Source organism: Enterobacter sp. SECR19-1250 (assembly GCF_013391025.1).
GTDB classification, from domain to species: domain Bacteria; phylum Pseudomonadota; class Gammaproteobacteria; order Enterobacterales; family Enterobacteriaceae; genus Enterobacter; species Enterobacter cloacae.
Genome location: NZ_JACASJ010000055.1, coordinates 18082 through 31858 on the forward strand (window position 1 = coordinate 18082; position 13777 = coordinate 31858).

Genomic DNA, 13777 nt, shown 5'->3' on the forward strand with positions numbered 1-13777 from the left:
CATTAAGACTGCTTGGACATTGCAGCAACTTCTGCTGCGAAGTCAGTCTCAACTTTCTCGATGCCTTCGCCCACTTCGAAGCGGATGAAGCCAGTTACGTCAGCGTTGTGCTCTTTCAGCAGCTGAGCAACGGATTTGCTTGGATCCATAACGAAAGGCTGGCCAGTCAGAGAAACTTCGCCGGTGAATTTCTTCATGCGGCCTTCAACCATTTTCTCTGCGATTTCTTTTGGCTTACCAGACTGCATCGCGATGTCCAGCTGAACCTGGTACTCTTTCTCTACCACTTCAGCAGACACGTCTTCTGGTTTAACGAATTCTGGTTTGCTTGCAGCGATGTGCATTGCCAGCTGTTTAACCAGCTCTTCGTCAGCGCCTTTAGCCGCAACCAGAACACCGATACGCGCACCGTGCTGGTAAGAACCCAGAACGTCGCCTTCCAGGGATGCTACGCGACGGATGTTGATGTTCTCACCGATTTTAGCAACCAGCGCAACACGTTCTTCTTCGAACTGTGCTTTCAGAACTTCAACGTCAGTGATTTTGCCAGCAACAGCTGCGTCCAGAACTTTGTTAGCAAATGCCTGGAAACCACCATCTTTAGCAACGAAGTCAGTCTGGCAGTTAACTTCCAGAATGATGCCGTAGTTGCCGTCGATTTTAGTGATGATCACGCCGTCAGCAGCAACGTTGCCTGCTTTTTTAGCTGCTTTGATCGCACCGGATTTACGCATGTTTTCGATTGCCAGCTCGATGTCGCCGTTCGCTTCAGTCAGCGCTTTTTTGCAATCCATCATGCCTGCGCCAGTACGCTCGCGCAGCTCTTTTACCAGGGATGCGGTAATTTCAGCCATTCTTAAATCCTCGGGAGATGTGAACTGCCCGGCCTGCGGCCAAACAGTATAAATTGAAAAAAGGGGCCGATAATGGGCCCCTATTCATACACGGTACTAATAAGGGGTGAAACCTTATTATTCAGCTTCTACGAAGCTTTCTTCCGCCTGAGAAGCCAGATCCTGGGAACGGCCTTCACGAACGGTAGCAGCTACAGCGCTCAGGTACAGGCTAACAGCACGGATTGCGTCGTCGTTACCCGGGATAACGAAGTCAACACCGTCCGGATCGGAGTTGGTATCAACGATAGCGAATACCGGGATACCCAGGTTGTTAGCTTCTTTGATTGCGATGTGCTCGTGGTCTGCATCGATTACGAACAGCGCGTCTGGCAGGCCGCCCATATCTTTGATACCGCCCAGGCTGTTTTCCAGCTTGTCCAGCTCACGAGTGCGCATCAGCGCTTCTTTCTTAGTCAGCTTGTCGAAAGTACCGTCCTGAGACTGGGTTTCCAGATCTTTCAGGCGCTTGATGGACTGACGAACAGTTTTCCAGTTGGTCAGCATGCCGCCCAACCAGCGATGGTTCACGAAGAACTGGTCGCAGCTGTTAGCAGCATCTTTCACAGCTTCGCTTGCAGCGCGCTTAGTACCAACGAACAGAATCTTACCTTTACGGGAAGCGATCTTGTTCAGCTCAGCCAGGGCTTCGTTGAACATTGGTACAGTTTTCTCAAGGTTGATGATGTGAACTTTGTTACGCGCGCCGAAGATGAAAGGCTTCATTTTCGGGTTCCAGTAACGGGTCTGGTGACCGAAGTGAACACCAGCCTTGAGCATGTCGCGCATGGAAACAGTTGCCATGTTTAAAACCTCTATATTGAAAGTTGGGGTTATGCCTCCACGTATCCCATATTACCGACCCCGAAGGGCACCCCGGAATATGTGCCGATACGTGTGTGTTGTTACACAAAGTGAGATATATCGCTCCCGTCCAGCCTGTGTATCTGAGATGGATCGGAAGTCCGGCGCGCTTTATACCACAAATCACGACCAGAAACCAATAATTGTTGGCGTAGTGTGCTGTTAATGATTCTCAGTTTGGCACGGGGTGCGCCTGACTGATACCATTGACGGTACTTAGACTAGTATTGTCGAAAAAATCGACACCGATGGACAGATTACATGGCTATCTCTATTAAGACCCCTGAAGAAATTGAAAAGATGCGCGTCGCCGGTCGTCTGGCCGCGGAAGTGCTGGAAATGATCGAGCCGTTCGTGAAACCGGGCGTCAGCACCGGCGAGCTGGACCGCATCTGTAACGACTATATCGTTAACGAGCAGCACGCGGTCTCCGCCTGCCTCGGCTACCACGGTTTCCCGAAATCCGTCTGCATTTCTATAAATGAAGTGGTGTGCCACGGTATTCCGGATGACGAAAAACTGCTGAAAGATGGCGACATCGTCAACATCGACGTCACCGTCATTAAAGATGATTACCACGGTGACACCTCGAAGATGTTTATCGTGGGCAAGCCAACCATCCTGGGTGAGCGCCTGTGTAAAGTGACGCAGGAGAGCCTCTACCTGGCGCTGAAGATGGTGAAACCGGGCATTCGCCTGCGCACCATTGGTGCCGCTATCCAGAAGTTTGTCGAAGCGGAAGGTTTCTCCGTGGTTCGCGAATATTGTGGTCACGGCATTGGCCGCGTCTTCCACGAAGAGCCGCAGGTTCTGCACTACGATGCGGATGACGGCGGCGTGGTGCTGCAAAAAGGGATGACCTTCACCATCGAGCCGATGGTCAACGCGGGTGACTACCGTATCCGTACCATGAAAGATGGCTGGACGGTGAAAACCAAAGACAGAAGCTTGTCTGCACAGTACGAGCATACTATTGTGGTAACAGACAACGGCTGCGAAATTATGACGTTGCGCAAGGATGACACCATCCCGGCAATACTGACGCACGATGAATGATAAAAAAGCCGGCAAATGCCGGCTTTTTTAATGGCGATAGCTTTTTCTTATGGGTGGCGCACGATGAGTAATCTATTACCCGAACAGTATGCTAACACAGCACTTCCCACCCTCCCCGACCAGCCCGATAACCCGGGCGTCTGGCCGCAGCACGAGCTGAGCTGTGCCGGCATCAAAGCCCATATGGATGTCTTCCAGCGCTGGCTGGGAAGCGCGTTTGATGCGGGCATTTCCGCCGAACAGCTCATTGAAGCGCGCACCGAATTTATTGACCAGCTTCTGCAACGCCTGTGGATTGAGTACGGATTCGGGCAGGTCAGCGACGTGGCGCTGGTTGCCGTCGGGGGCTATGGCCGCGGTGAGCTGCATCCGCTTTCCGATATTGACCTGCTGATCTTAAGCCGCAAAAAGCTGCCGGACGAACAGGCGCAGAAGATTGGCGAATTGCTGACGCTGCTCTGGGATGTGAAACTGGAAGTCGGCCACAGCGTACGCACCCTGGAAGAGTGCCTGCTGGAGGGGCTATCGGATCTGACCGTTGCCACCAACCTGATTGAAACCCGCCTGCTGATCGGCGACGTCGCGCTGTTCCTGGAACTGCAAAAACACATATTCAGCGACGGCTTCTGGCCATCAGAAAAGTTCTTCGCCGCTAAGGTCGAGGAACAAAATCAGCGCCACCAGCGCTATCACGGGACAAGCTATAACCTTGAACCGGATATCAAAAGCAGCCCCGGCGGCCTGCGCGATATCCACACATTACAGTGGGTAGCCCGTCGCCACTTTGGCGCCACCTCGCTGGATGAAATGGTGGGTTTTGGCTTTTTAACCGAGGCCGAGCGAAACGAGCTCAACGAGTGTCTGCATCTACTGTGGCGCATTCGTTTTGCCCTCCATCTTGAACTTAATCGCTACGATAACCGTCTGTTGTTCGACCGCCAGCTCAGCGTGGCCCAGCGCCTTCACTACAGCGGTGAGGGTAACGAACCGGTTGAGCACATGATGAAGGATTTCTTTCGCGTGACCCGACGCGTTACCGAACTCAACCAGATGCTATTGCAGCTGTTCGACGAAGCTATTCTGGCGCTGACGGCCGACGAAAAACCGCGCCCCATTGATGACGAGTTCCAGCTACGCGGCACGCTTATCGATCTGCGCGACGAAACGCTGTTTATGCGCGAGCCGGAAGCGATCCTGCGGATGTTCTATACCATGGTCCGCAACAGCACGATCACCGGGATCTACTCCACCACCCTGCGCCATTTGCGCCATGCGCGCCGCCATCTGACGCAGCCGCTGTGCTATATCCCGGAAGCGCGTTCGCTGTTCCTGAGCATGCTCCGCCATCCGGGCGCCGTCAGTCGCGGACTGCTGCCAATGCACCGTCACAGCGTACTGTGGGCCTATATGCCGCAATGGTCGCACATTGTCGGGCAGATGCAGTTCGATCTGTTCCATGCCTATACGGTGGATGAACACACGATCCGTGTCATGCTCAAGCTGGAGAGTTTTGCGAAAGAAGAGACGCGCTCCCGCCACCCGCTGTGCGTTGAGCTGTGGCCACGGCTGACCCATCCGGAGCTGATCCTGATTGCCGCCCTGTTCCACGATATCGCCAAAGGCCGCGGCGGTGACCACTCGGTGCTCGGCGCGCAGGACGTGCTGAAATTTGCCGAACTGCACGGTCTGAACTCACGTGAAACACAGCTGGTGGCCTGGCTGGTGCGCCATCACCTGCTGATGTCGGTCACCGCACAGCGTCGTGACATTCAGGACCCTGAAGTGATCAAGCAGTTTGCAGAAGAGGTACAAACAGAAAACCGTCTGCGCTATCTGGTCTGCCTGACGGTGGCCGATATCTGCGCCACCAACGAAACGCTGTGGAACAGCTGGAAGCAGAGCCTGCTACGTGAACTGTACTTTGCGACCGAAAAACAGCTGCGTCGCGGAATGCAAAACACGCCGGACATGCGCGAGCGCGTGCGCCACCATCAGCTGCAGGCTCTGGCCCTGTTGCGGATGGACAACATTGATGAAGAGGCGTTGCATCAGATTTGGGCCCGCTGTCGTGCCAACTACTTTGTCCGTCACAGCCCAAACCAGCTCGCCTGGCATGCGCGGCATCTGCTGCAGCATGATTTGTCGCAGCCGATGATCCTGCTCAGCCCGCAGGCGACGCGCGGTGGTACCGAGATCTTTATCTGGAGCCCGGACCGCCCTTATCTGTTTGCTGCGGTATGCGCTGAACTGGACAGACGAAACCTGAGCGTGCACGACGCGCAGATTTTCACCACCCGCGACGGCATGGCGATGGACACCTTTATTGTGCTGGAGCCGGACGGCAGCCCGCTGTCGTCGGATCGTCATGAGGGGATACGTTTTGGTCTGGAGCAGGCCATCACTCAGCGCAGCTGGCAGCCGCCGCAGCCGCGTCGTCAGCCCGCGAAACTGCGCCACTTTACCGTCGATACCGAGGTCAATTTCCTGCCGACCCACACCGATCGTAAATCGTTCCTGGAGCTCATTGCCCTGGATCAGCCAGGTCTGCTCGCCCGCGTCGGCCAGGTCTTTGCCGATCTGGGAATTTCGCTCCACGGGGCCCGAATTACAACCATTGGCGAGCGAGTAGAAGATTTATTTATAATCGCAACAGCGGACCGGCGTGCCCTTAATAATGACCTGCAACTTGAAGTGCAACAACGGTTGACAGCAGCCCTCAATCCAAACGATAAAGGGTGACGTGTTTTTTAGTGAAATGGAAAGAGTAAACAATGCAGCAGTTACAGAACGTTATTGAGTCCGCTTTTGAGCGTCGCGCCGAGATTACCCCGGCAAATGTGGATACCGTTACCCGCGAAGCGGTTAACCAGGTGATTTCTCTGCTGGATTCCGGCGCGCTGCGTGTAGCAGAAAAAATCGACGGTCAGTGGGTCACTCATCAATGGCTGAAGAAAGCCGTGCTGCTCTCTTTCCGTATCAACGATAACCAGGTTATCGACGGAGCTGAAAGCCGCTACTTCGATAAAGTGCCAATGAAATTCGCTGATTACGACGAAGCGCGTTTCCAGAAAGAAGGCTTCCGCGTAGTGCCACCTGCAGCGGTGCGTCAGGGCGCGTTCATCGCCCGTAACACCGTACTGATGCCATCCTACGTAAACATCGGTGCCTATGTAGACGAAGGCACCATGGTGGATACCTGGGCTACCGTGGGCTCCTGCGCGCAGATCGGTAAAAACGTTCACCTGTCCGGCGGCGTCGGCATCGGTGGCGTACTGGAACCCCTGCAGGCTAACCCAACCATCATCGAAGACAACTGCTTCATCGGCGCGCGCTCTGAAGTGGTAGAAGGCGTGATCGTTGAAGAAGGCTCAGTAATCTCTATGGGCGTTTACATCGGTCAGAGCACCCGTATTTATGACCGTGAAACCGGCGAAATCCATTACGGCCGTGTTCCGGCAGGCTCCGTGGTTGTTTCCGGCAACCTGCCGTCTAAAGATGGTAAGTACAGCCTGTACTGTGCGGTTATCGTGAAGAAAGTGGACGCGAAAACCCGCGGTAAAGTGGGCATCAACGAATTGCTGCGCACCATCGATTAATCGGATATAACAAAAAGCGGGGGCAACCCCGCTTTTTTCATATCTGAGGGTGGCGAAAATAGATTTTTTCGTTAATTATTCAAAGGTTATGTTGAGATCAAGGGTACCGCTATGTACGATAATCTGAAAAGTCTGGGCATTACCAATCCTGATGAAATTGATCGTTACAGCCTTCGCCAGGAAGCCAACAACGACATTTTAAAAATCTATTTTCACAAGGACAAAGGAGAGTTTTTCGCCAAGAGCGTGAAGTTTAAATATCCACGCCAGCGTAAGACCGTCGTCGCAGACGGTGTAGGACAGGGATACAAAGAGGTTCAGGAAATCAGCCCCAACCTGCGCTATGTGATCGATGAACTCGATCAGATCTGCCAGCGCGACCGTACCGAAGTCGATCTCAAGCGTAAGATCCTTGACGATCTGCGTCACCTTGAAAGCGTTGTGACTAATAAGATCAGCGAGATTGAAGCGGATCTTGAGAAATTAACGCGTAACAAATAAGTTGGGTGCGGCCTGATGCCCTCACCCCGGCCCTCTCCCACAGGGAGAGGGAGAAAACCATCATGTAGGCCGGGTAAGGCGAAGCCGCCACCCGGCAAACAGCATCATCGCTGTTCATCCAGCTGCAACGCCACATACAGCAGCAGCCTGTCGTCAAAACTTCCCAGATCCAGCCCTGTCAGCTCCGAAATCCGGTTGAGCCGATACTCCAGCGTGTTGCGGTGAATGAACAGCGCTTTCGACGTCGCCAGCGGCTGCACGTTATGCCGGAACCACGCCTGTAGCGTCCGGCGCAGCAGGCCATTGTTGTCCATCGCTTTCAGACGCGCGAGCGGACGCGCCAGCTCATTGGCCTGCCAGCCACCGCGCAGGCTGTCGAGCAGTACCGGCAGCATCAGATCCTGATAAAAATAGCTGCGGCTTTCCGGCATTCGCTGTTTACCCACCATCATCGTGGTACGCGCCGTACGCCATGAGCGGGCGATACTGCCAGGCCCGGTAAAGTAATTCCCCAGGGCGACGCGAAAACGCAGCTGACCATTCTCTTTCATACGGGAAATTAACTGCTCCACACGACGACGGTGATCTTCCGCATCCCAGCGACCGAACGCGTTAAGCGCCGGCTTGAGTACCACCATTTCCGTCAGGGATACAATCGCCACCAGGTTGTCGCGCTCCGGCGTTGCCAGCGCGTTTTGTAGCTGCTGCAATTCAGCCATCGCGCTATCGACCCCCAGCTGGCCGCTATCCACCTCAATCACCGCCACGACGCGCGGTTGGTTCAGGTCAATACCCAGACGCTGCGCCCACTCGCTCAGCGCAGGCGTATGCTCCTCTGCCTGAATCAGATTCATCACCAGCTCTTCGCGCAGACGACTGTCCTGGGCCAGCAGGTGCATCAGGCGCGACTGCTCCAGCATCATCTCCGCCGTCATGCAGACCAGCTCGCCATATTTACGCAGTGATTCGGGTTCACCGGTCAGGCCTATTACGCCAACAATTTCCCCTTCAAGGCGCAGCGGTAAATTGATGCCCTGACGGACGCCGTGCAGGTGTTTCGCCACGGCATCATCGATATCCACGACCCGCCCCTGGGAAAGCACCAGCAGTGCACCTTCGTGCAATTCCCCAATACGCTCGCGATCGCCGCTGCCAATAATGCGCCCGCGGGCATCCATTACGTTGATATTGGTATCGATGATGCGCATGGTGCGCGCCACGATATCCTGCGCCATTTTGGTATCAAGATGCCAGCCAGCCATGTAACCCTCCTGTGAGCAGAGCTCAAGCATAGGGGAGTTCGGTTACGGCCGCATTGTGCGAATGCACAAAATCAGGCAGTGAAGTATGGACTTGTGGGAAGGGTCACAGAAACAAAAAAGCCCCTGCTTACATCACGCAGGGGCTTACGAGGTTTACTGCATCAGGAGGTAGATAGAGGTATCACCACGCTGAATATTCAGCGCCAGCACGGATGGTTTGCTGTCGAGAATTTTACGCAGTTCAGCGATGTTTTTCACTGGCTGCTGGTTAGCACCCATAATCACATCACCTTTTTTCAGGCCGATACGGGCTGCCGGGGAATTCGCTTTCACGTTATTCACCACCACGCCTTTATCTGCACCTTTGTTGCTCATCTCCGCCCCTTCAATACCGCTGAAGATGGTGCTGGAATCAACCTGATTCTGGCTGCTCTGCTGCAGCTCCAGACTCACGTTAACCGCCTTACCGTCACGCAGCAGGCCAAGGGTGACTTTGCTGCCAATCGGCATTGAGCCCACTTCGGCACGCAGGGCGGCAAAGCTGCTGATCGGTTTACCGTTCAGGGAGGTGATCACATCCCCGGCTTTAATCCCCGCTTTTGCTGCGGAGGAGTTAGGCATAACCTGGCTCACGAACGCGCCGCGCTGGGCGTCAACTTTCATCGCTTTCGCCAGCTCAGAGTTCAGCTCGGTACCCATGATACCCAGCTCACCGCGTTTCACCTGGCCGTACTGCACCATCTGCGCGGTCAGGTTTTTCACCATATTACTTGGGATAGCAAAACCGATACCGATGTTGCCGCCGTCCGGCGCCAGGATGGCAGTGTTAATACCAATCAGCTCACCGTTCAGGTTCACCAGCGCACCGCCGGAGTTACCGCGGTTGATCGCCGCATCCGTCTGGATGAAGTTTTCATAGTTCTCCGCGTTTAGGCCGCTACGGCCCAGCGCAGAAACAATCCCCGAGGTCACGGTTTCGCCCAGACCGAACGGGTTACCGATGGCCACGGTGTAGTCACCGACACGCAGCGCGTCGGAGTCGGCAATTTTAATCGCCGTCAGGTTTTTAGGATCCTGAATCTGGATCAGTGCGATATCAGAGCGTGGGTCCTTGCCCACCACTTTGGCGTCAAATTTACGCCCGTCGCTCAGCTGAACCTTAATGCTGTTGGCGTTATCCACCACGTGGTTGTTGGTAACGACATACCCTTTCGCGGCATCAATAATAACCCCCGAGCCAAGCGCCATGAATTTCTGCTGCTGGCCGCCGCCCTGGCCGTCATCCCCTGCGCCACCGCCCTGACAGAACGGAGAACTCTGGAATGGCGAACCGTCCTGGCAGAACGGCGAGTTATCGCCGAAGAACTGCTGGAAGTTACGCGGCATACGCGGCGTATTGACGGTCGTGCTGCCCTCAACGTTAATACTCACCACCGATGGCATCACTTTTTCGAGCATCGGTGCCAGGCTTGGCATCTGCTGCGCGGTTGCTGCCGACGAAGCGGTCTCGGCTGCAGTAGCAGTCAGAGGAGACAGCGCTAAACCTAAACTCAGAGCCAGTGCACTCATTGCTAATGTGGTTTTTTTCATGTTTCTCAATCTCGATTTACAGATAACGCAAAATTGCTGTGTAACTCAGATTCGTTTTATACCGCTTAGTTCCGGCGATAAGTTTATGGAAAAAGTAAAAATTTATTGGTCGTCTTTACAAAACTCCGGGATTATTCCACCGCCATCAGCTTGCGGTACTCATCCCAGGCATACAAATCGGTCATTCCGCTGATATAGTCCTGGATGAGACGACAACGATAATAATATTCGAGCATCGGCCACTGCGGTGAGTGGCGATCCAGTTTGCCGATGGCTTCAACGTAAGCCAGACGATGACGGGTAGAAAGTTTCTGATAAAGCCGGGACTCAATCGGTATTCGTCGCACGCGCTCTTGTTCCACCAGCTCGCTGAATTCATCGACCGACAATTGCAGCAGAGGGCGATATATTTCCAGTAAGCCGCTGATAACCCGGTATCCCTGCAGCTCTAACTGTTCGACATCGGGGTGGCTGAATACATGACGCATCGCGACATGTTTATATAACTCAAGCAACTGGCTGAAGCTACTGTCATCCTCCAGCAAGGCATGATTGAACTCGCCGCTAAAAATCATCGGCAAATTATCAATAAAGCGCGAGGCGGCGTAAGGCACCAGTTTATTTAATGTATTGACCCGCAAATACATAAAGAACTGATCTTCGGTGCTCCGGCTTAATGTATTTGCACGCGATTTTTCCCAGGCATTTTCGACCACCTGGGCAAACAGCGAACCTTTTTCATGTTTCCCCCATGCATCATAAAGATGCTGATAAAGCTCCTCGACGCTAAATATTCTTTTTTCAACCGCGTCTTCCAGGTCAGCAACGCAATAGGAGATGTCATCGGCGGCTTCCATAATCCACGTCAACGGGAAGCGGCCATTTGCAGTCAATGAAAGTTCTTTACGTAACCGCTCAATATAGGCTTCTTCGGAGAGGTAATAGCCCGGCTTTTTCATCAGATAGCTGTGCGAAGCGGGCGTTTCGCCCATCCACCAGGCGGGACGGGTATATTTGAGGATGCATCCCACCTGTGCCCAGGTCAGATTCATGCGCATCAGAGAGTGCACCAGTCGTATCCCCTGCGCATTGCCTTCAAAATGACAGAGATCCTGACGCACCTTACGACGCAGATCGTTTAGCCCGTCTTCGCCTTCACGCAGGCGTAAATCCCGCACCACGCAGCGGTCATCACTGAGCGGCTGGCTGACGGCATCCGACGGGAAGAGTCGCTGCCTGAACCAGTCGTTGATCGCCGCCTCGCCAAAGTGACCAAACGGGGGATTGCCGATGTCGTGCATCAGGCAGGCCATCTCAACAATACTCTCAAAGGGCCCGGTCAACTCATCCAGACCGTAGGTTTCCAGCAAGCGCTGCTCTTTGAGACGGCTTAAAATCTCTTTGGCAATGTAGCGCCCCACCTGCTGAACTTCCATTGAGTGGGTAAGGCGTGTGCGCACGGCAGCGTTACGCTCAAGCGGAAACACTTGGGTCTTTTGCTGCAGACGACGAATGGCAGGCGAGTTAATGATCCGCCCGCGATCGCTTTCGAAGATACGCAGGATCTCATGTTCGCTCTTTTCACCCTGCGGCGAACGGAAACGTCGGTGCCAGTTAATTTTGGTGCGAAAATCGATCTGTGACATGTGCTCCCCCGCGTGAGAATGCGTTTCCCCTTAAGCGCATGATAGACTATGTATCTTAACAAGGCACATCGCGAGTAAATCTATGAAAATCGGCATTATTGGTGCAATGGAAGAAGAAGTTACGCTGCTGCGTGACAAAATTGAGAAACGTCAGACTCTCTCTCTGGGGGGCTGTGAGATCTATACCGGTCAACTGAACGGTGTTGACGTGGCTCTGCTGAAATCAGGCATCGGTAAGGTTGCTGCTGCGCTGGGCGCAACGCTGTTGCTTGAGCGCTGCAAACCAGACGTGATCGTTAACACCGGCTCTGCAGGCGGTCTGGCACCGACCCTGAAAGTGGGTGATATCGTCGTCTCCGATGAAGCGCGTTACCACGATGCAGACGTTACCGCATTCGGCTACGAATACGGTCAGCTTCCAGGTTGCCCGGCCGGCTTTAAGGCCGACGATAAGCTGGTTGCGGCGGCAGAAGAGTGCATTGCTGAACTGAACCTCAACGCCGTACGCGGCCTGATTGTGAGCGGTGATGCCTTCATCAATGGCTCCGTCGGCCTGGCAAAAATCCGTCACAACTTCCCGCAGGCTATCGCCGTTGAGATGGAAGCGACCGCGATTGCCCACGTTTGCCATAATTTCAACGTCCCGTTCGTGGTGGTCCGCGCCATCTCTGACGTGGCCGATCAGCAGTCTCATATCAGCTTCGACGAATTCCTGGTTGTCGCGGCAAAACAGTCCACCGTGATGGTGGAGAGCCTTGTGCAGAAACTGACTCGTGGCTAAACATGCCGTCAGGGCGCTGGTCGCCCTGCTTCTGATCGCACCGGCCTGGCTCTGCGCCGCGCCGCGTGTGATTACCCTCTCCCCCGCTAACACCGAACTGGCATTTGCCGCCGGTATCACCCCCGTTGGTGTAAGCAGCTTTTCCAATTACCCACCGCAGGCCGCGCATATTGAACAGGTCGCAACCTGGCAAGGGATGAACCTTGAGCGCATCGTGGCGCTTAAGCCCGATCTCGTGCTCGCCTGGCGTGGCGGCAATGCAGAGCGGCAGGTTAATCAACTGACGTCGCTTGGGATCAAAGTCATGTGGGTGGATGCCGTGAGCATTGAGCAGGTCGCGCAGGCGTTACGCGCTCTGGCGCCCTACAGCCCAACCCCGGCCAAAGCCGAGGATGCGGCAAAACAACTGCTCAGCGACTATGCGGCACTCAAAGCAAAATACGATACCCCCGTTAAACAGCGCATCTTTCTGCAGTTTGGCAGCCAGCCGCTGTTCACCACAGGGAAAGGCTCCATTCAGAATCAGGTCCTGGAAGTGTGCGGCGGAGAAAATATCTTTGCGGCCAGCCGGATACCGTGGCCTCAGGTCAGCCGGGAACAGGTTCTTGCTCGCCGACCACAGGCGATCGTTGTGGTCGGAAATGCGAGCGAGATTCCTAAAATTGAACAATTCTGGCAAAGCCAGCTAAAAATTCCGGTGATCCCTCTCACCAGCGACTGGTTTGAACGCGCCAGCCCGCGTATTATCCTCGCCGCAAAACAACTCTGTGCCGCACTGGCCGAGAGTCATTAACATAAGACCCCCTTCGAGGATTTAACGATGCTCGTTTATTGGCTGGATATTCTTGGCACAGCCGTTTTTGCTATCTCCGGCGTCCTGCTCGCCGGAAAGCTGCGCATGGATCCGTTTGGCGTGCTGGTGCTTGGCGTGGTGACCGCCGTAGGCGGTGGAACGATCCGCGATATGGCGCTGGATAATGGCCCGGTATTTTGGGTGAAAGATCCCACCGATCTGGTGGTGGCGATGGTCACCTGCCTGTTAACCATCGTGCTGGTTCGCCAGCCCCGCCGCTTACCAAAATGGATCCTCCCGGTGCTGGATGCCGTCGGGCTGGCTGTGTTTGTCGGCATTGGGGTGAATAAAGCCTTTAATGCGGGTACAGGGCCCATGGTTGCCATCTGCATGGGCGTGCTGACTGGCGTAGGCGGCGGGATTATTCGCGATATTCTGGCACGAGAAGTGCCGATGATCCTGCGTACCGAAATCTATGCTACGGCCTGCATTATTGGCGGGATTGTACACGCCACGGCGTACTATACCTTTGCGATACCGCTGGAAAACTCAGCCATGCTGGGAATGGTGGTGACGCTGGCGATACGTCTGGCGGCGATACGCTGGCATCTTAAATTGCCGACGTTCGCGCTGGATGAGAATGGAAGATAAACGCAAAACGGTAACCGCAAGGTTACCGTTTTTAATCTTTTCTCCCTCTCCCTGTGGGCTGAGGGATCCCCAGTAATATGGTCATGCCGCCATGACCATATTACTGTACTCTTTTCCCAGCTTTTTCATCTCGTTAACTATATT

General features: G+C 54.4%; 12 protein-coding genes. 7 read left to right on the top strand and 5 right to left on the bottom strand.

The features are described 5' to 3' along the window. Nucleotides 1–2 precede the first annotated feature (2 nt). Nucleotides 3–854, bottom strand: coding sequence for a translation elongation factor Ts (tsf, locus tag HX884_RS15055; RefSeq protein WP_008501911.1), 852 nt, complete (start codon nucleotides 852–854; stop codon nucleotides 3–5). Between the two features lie 117 nt (nucleotides 855–971). Continuing rightward, nucleotides 972–1697 (bottom strand): 30S ribosomal protein S2, encoded by a 726-nt coding sequence (gene rpsB, locus HX884_RS15060; RefSeq protein WP_013095653.1) that lies wholly within the window; start codon nucleotides 1695–1697, stop codon nucleotides 972–974. A gap of 321 nt (nucleotides 1698–2018) precedes the next feature. Here rpsB and map point away from each other — a divergent pair, with 321 nt between their 5' ends. The 4 genes from map (at nucleotide 2019) to HX884_RS15080 (ending at nucleotide 6910) form a co-directional block, all read left to right on the top strand. After that, complete coding sequence (map, locus tag HX884_RS15065; protein ID WP_013095652.1) at nucleotides 2019–2813, top strand: type I methionyl aminopeptidase; 795 nt, start codon at nucleotides 2019–2021, stop codon at nucleotides 2811–2813. 63 nt (nucleotides 2814–2876) lie between these two features. Further along, nucleotides 2877–5552, top strand: coding sequence for a bifunctional uridylyltransferase/uridylyl-removing protein GlnD (gene glnD, locus HX884_RS15070; protein WP_013095651.1), 2676 nt, complete (start codon nucleotides 2877–2879; stop codon nucleotides 5550–5552). Nucleotides 5553–5584: 32 nt separating this feature from the next. Continuing rightward, nucleotides 5585–6409 carry a 2,3,4,5-tetrahydropyridine-2,6-dicarboxylate N-succinyltransferase gene (gene dapD / locus HX884_RS15075; RefSeq protein ID WP_013095650.1) on the top strand — a complete coding sequence of 275 codons (825 nt, stop codon included), beginning with the start codon at nucleotides 5585–5587 and terminating at the stop codon, nucleotides 6407–6409. 111 nt (nucleotides 6410–6520) lie between these two features. Continuing rightward, nucleotides 6521–6910, top strand: a complete 390-nt coding sequence (locus tag HX884_RS15080; RefSeq protein ID WP_008501916.1) for a DUF3461 family protein — start codon at nucleotides 6521–6523, stop codon at nucleotides 6908–6910. A 104-nt stretch (nucleotides 6911–7014) separates the two neighbouring features. Here HX884_RS15080 and cdaR read toward each other — a convergent pair whose 3' ends face one another. The 3 genes from cdaR to dgt all read right to left on the bottom strand — a co-directional run bounded on the left by cdaR (nucleotide 7015) and on the right by dgt (nucleotide 11408). Then, complete coding sequence (gene cdaR / locus HX884_RS15085; protein ID WP_013095649.1) at nucleotides 7015–8172, bottom strand: DNA-binding transcriptional regulator CdaR; 1158 nt, start codon at nucleotides 8170–8172, stop codon at nucleotides 7015–7017. Between the two features lie 153 nt (nucleotides 8173–8325). Then, on the bottom strand, nucleotides 8326–9762 hold the full coding sequence (degP, locus tag HX884_RS15090; protein WP_013095648.1) for a serine endoprotease DegP: 1437 nt from the start codon (nucleotides 9760–9762) through the stop codon (nucleotides 8326–8328). Between the two features lie 131 nt (nucleotides 9763–9893). Next, nucleotides 9894–11408, bottom strand: a complete 1515-nt coding sequence (dgt, locus tag HX884_RS15095; RefSeq protein WP_178328427.1) for a dGTPase — start codon at nucleotides 11406–11408, stop codon at nucleotides 9894–9896. Nucleotides 11409–11490: 82 nt separating this feature from the next. Between dgt and mtnN the strand changes: the two genes are divergently transcribed. Genes mtnN through HX884_RS15110 form a run of 3 tightly spaced genes read left to right on the top strand, consistent with a single transcriptional unit; the run spans nucleotide 11491 to nucleotide 13633 of the window. Further along, nucleotides 11491–12189: a 5'-methylthioadenosine/S-adenosylhomocysteine nucleosidase gene (gene mtnN / locus HX884_RS15100; RefSeq protein WP_178328428.1), complete on the top strand. Its 699-nt coding sequence runs from the start codon at nucleotides 11491–11493 to the stop codon at nucleotides 12187–12189. Continuing rightward, nucleotides 12182–12982, top strand: a complete 801-nt coding sequence (btuF, locus tag HX884_RS15105; RefSeq protein ID WP_178328429.1) for a vitamin B12 ABC transporter substrate-binding protein BtuF — start codon at nucleotides 12182–12184, stop codon at nucleotides 12980–12982. Before mtnN ends, btuF begins: the two co-directional genes overlap by 8 nt. Before the next feature lie 27 nt (nucleotides 12983–13009). Continuing rightward, on the top strand, nucleotides 13010–13633 hold the full coding sequence (locus HX884_RS15110) for a TRIC cation channel family protein (protein ID WP_013095644.1): 624 nt from the start codon (nucleotides 13010–13012) through the stop codon (nucleotides 13631–13633). Nucleotides 13634–13777 lie beyond the last annotated feature (144 nt).

Bases quoted from the DNA above. Each gene is read 5' to 3' on its own strand.
- rpsB (WP_013095653.1), bottom strand. From the start codon at position 1,697: ATGGCAACTGTTTCCATGCGCGACATGCTCAAGGCTGGTGTTCACTTC.
- degP (WP_013095648.1), bottom strand. From the start codon at position 9,762: ATGAAAAAAACCACATTAGCAATGAGTGCACTGGCTCTGAGTTTAGGT.
- cdaR (WP_013095649.1), bottom strand. From the start codon at position 8,172: ATGGCTGGCTGGCATCTTGATACCAAAATGGCGCAGGATATCGTGGCG.
- tsf (WP_008501911.1), bottom strand. From the start codon at position 854: ATGGCTGAAATTACCGCATCCCTGGTAAAAGAGCTGCGCGAGCGTACT.
- dgt (WP_178328427.1), bottom strand. From the start codon at position 11,408: ATGTCACAGATCGATTTTCGCACCAAAATTAACTGGCACCGACGTTTC.
- mtnN (WP_178328428.1), top strand. From the start codon at position 11,491: ATGAAAATCGGCATTATTGGTGCAATGGAAGAAGAAGTTACGCTGCTG.
- map (WP_013095652.1), top strand. From the start codon at position 2,019: ATGGCTATCTCTATTAAGACCCCTGAAGAAATTGAAAAGATGCGCGTC.
- glnD (WP_013095651.1), top strand. From the start codon at position 2,877: ATGAGTAATCTATTACCCGAACAGTATGCTAACACAGCACTTCCCACC.
- dapD (WP_013095650.1), top strand. From the start codon at position 5,585: ATGCAGCAGTTACAGAACGTTATTGAGTCCGCTTTTGAGCGTCGCGCC.
- HX884_RS15110 (WP_013095644.1), top strand. From the start codon at position 13,010: ATGCTCGTTTATTGGCTGGATATTCTTGGCACAGCCGTTTTTGCTATC.
- HX884_RS15080 (WP_008501916.1), top strand. From the start codon at position 6,521: ATGTACGATAATCTGAAAAGTCTGGGCATTACCAATCCTGATGAAATT.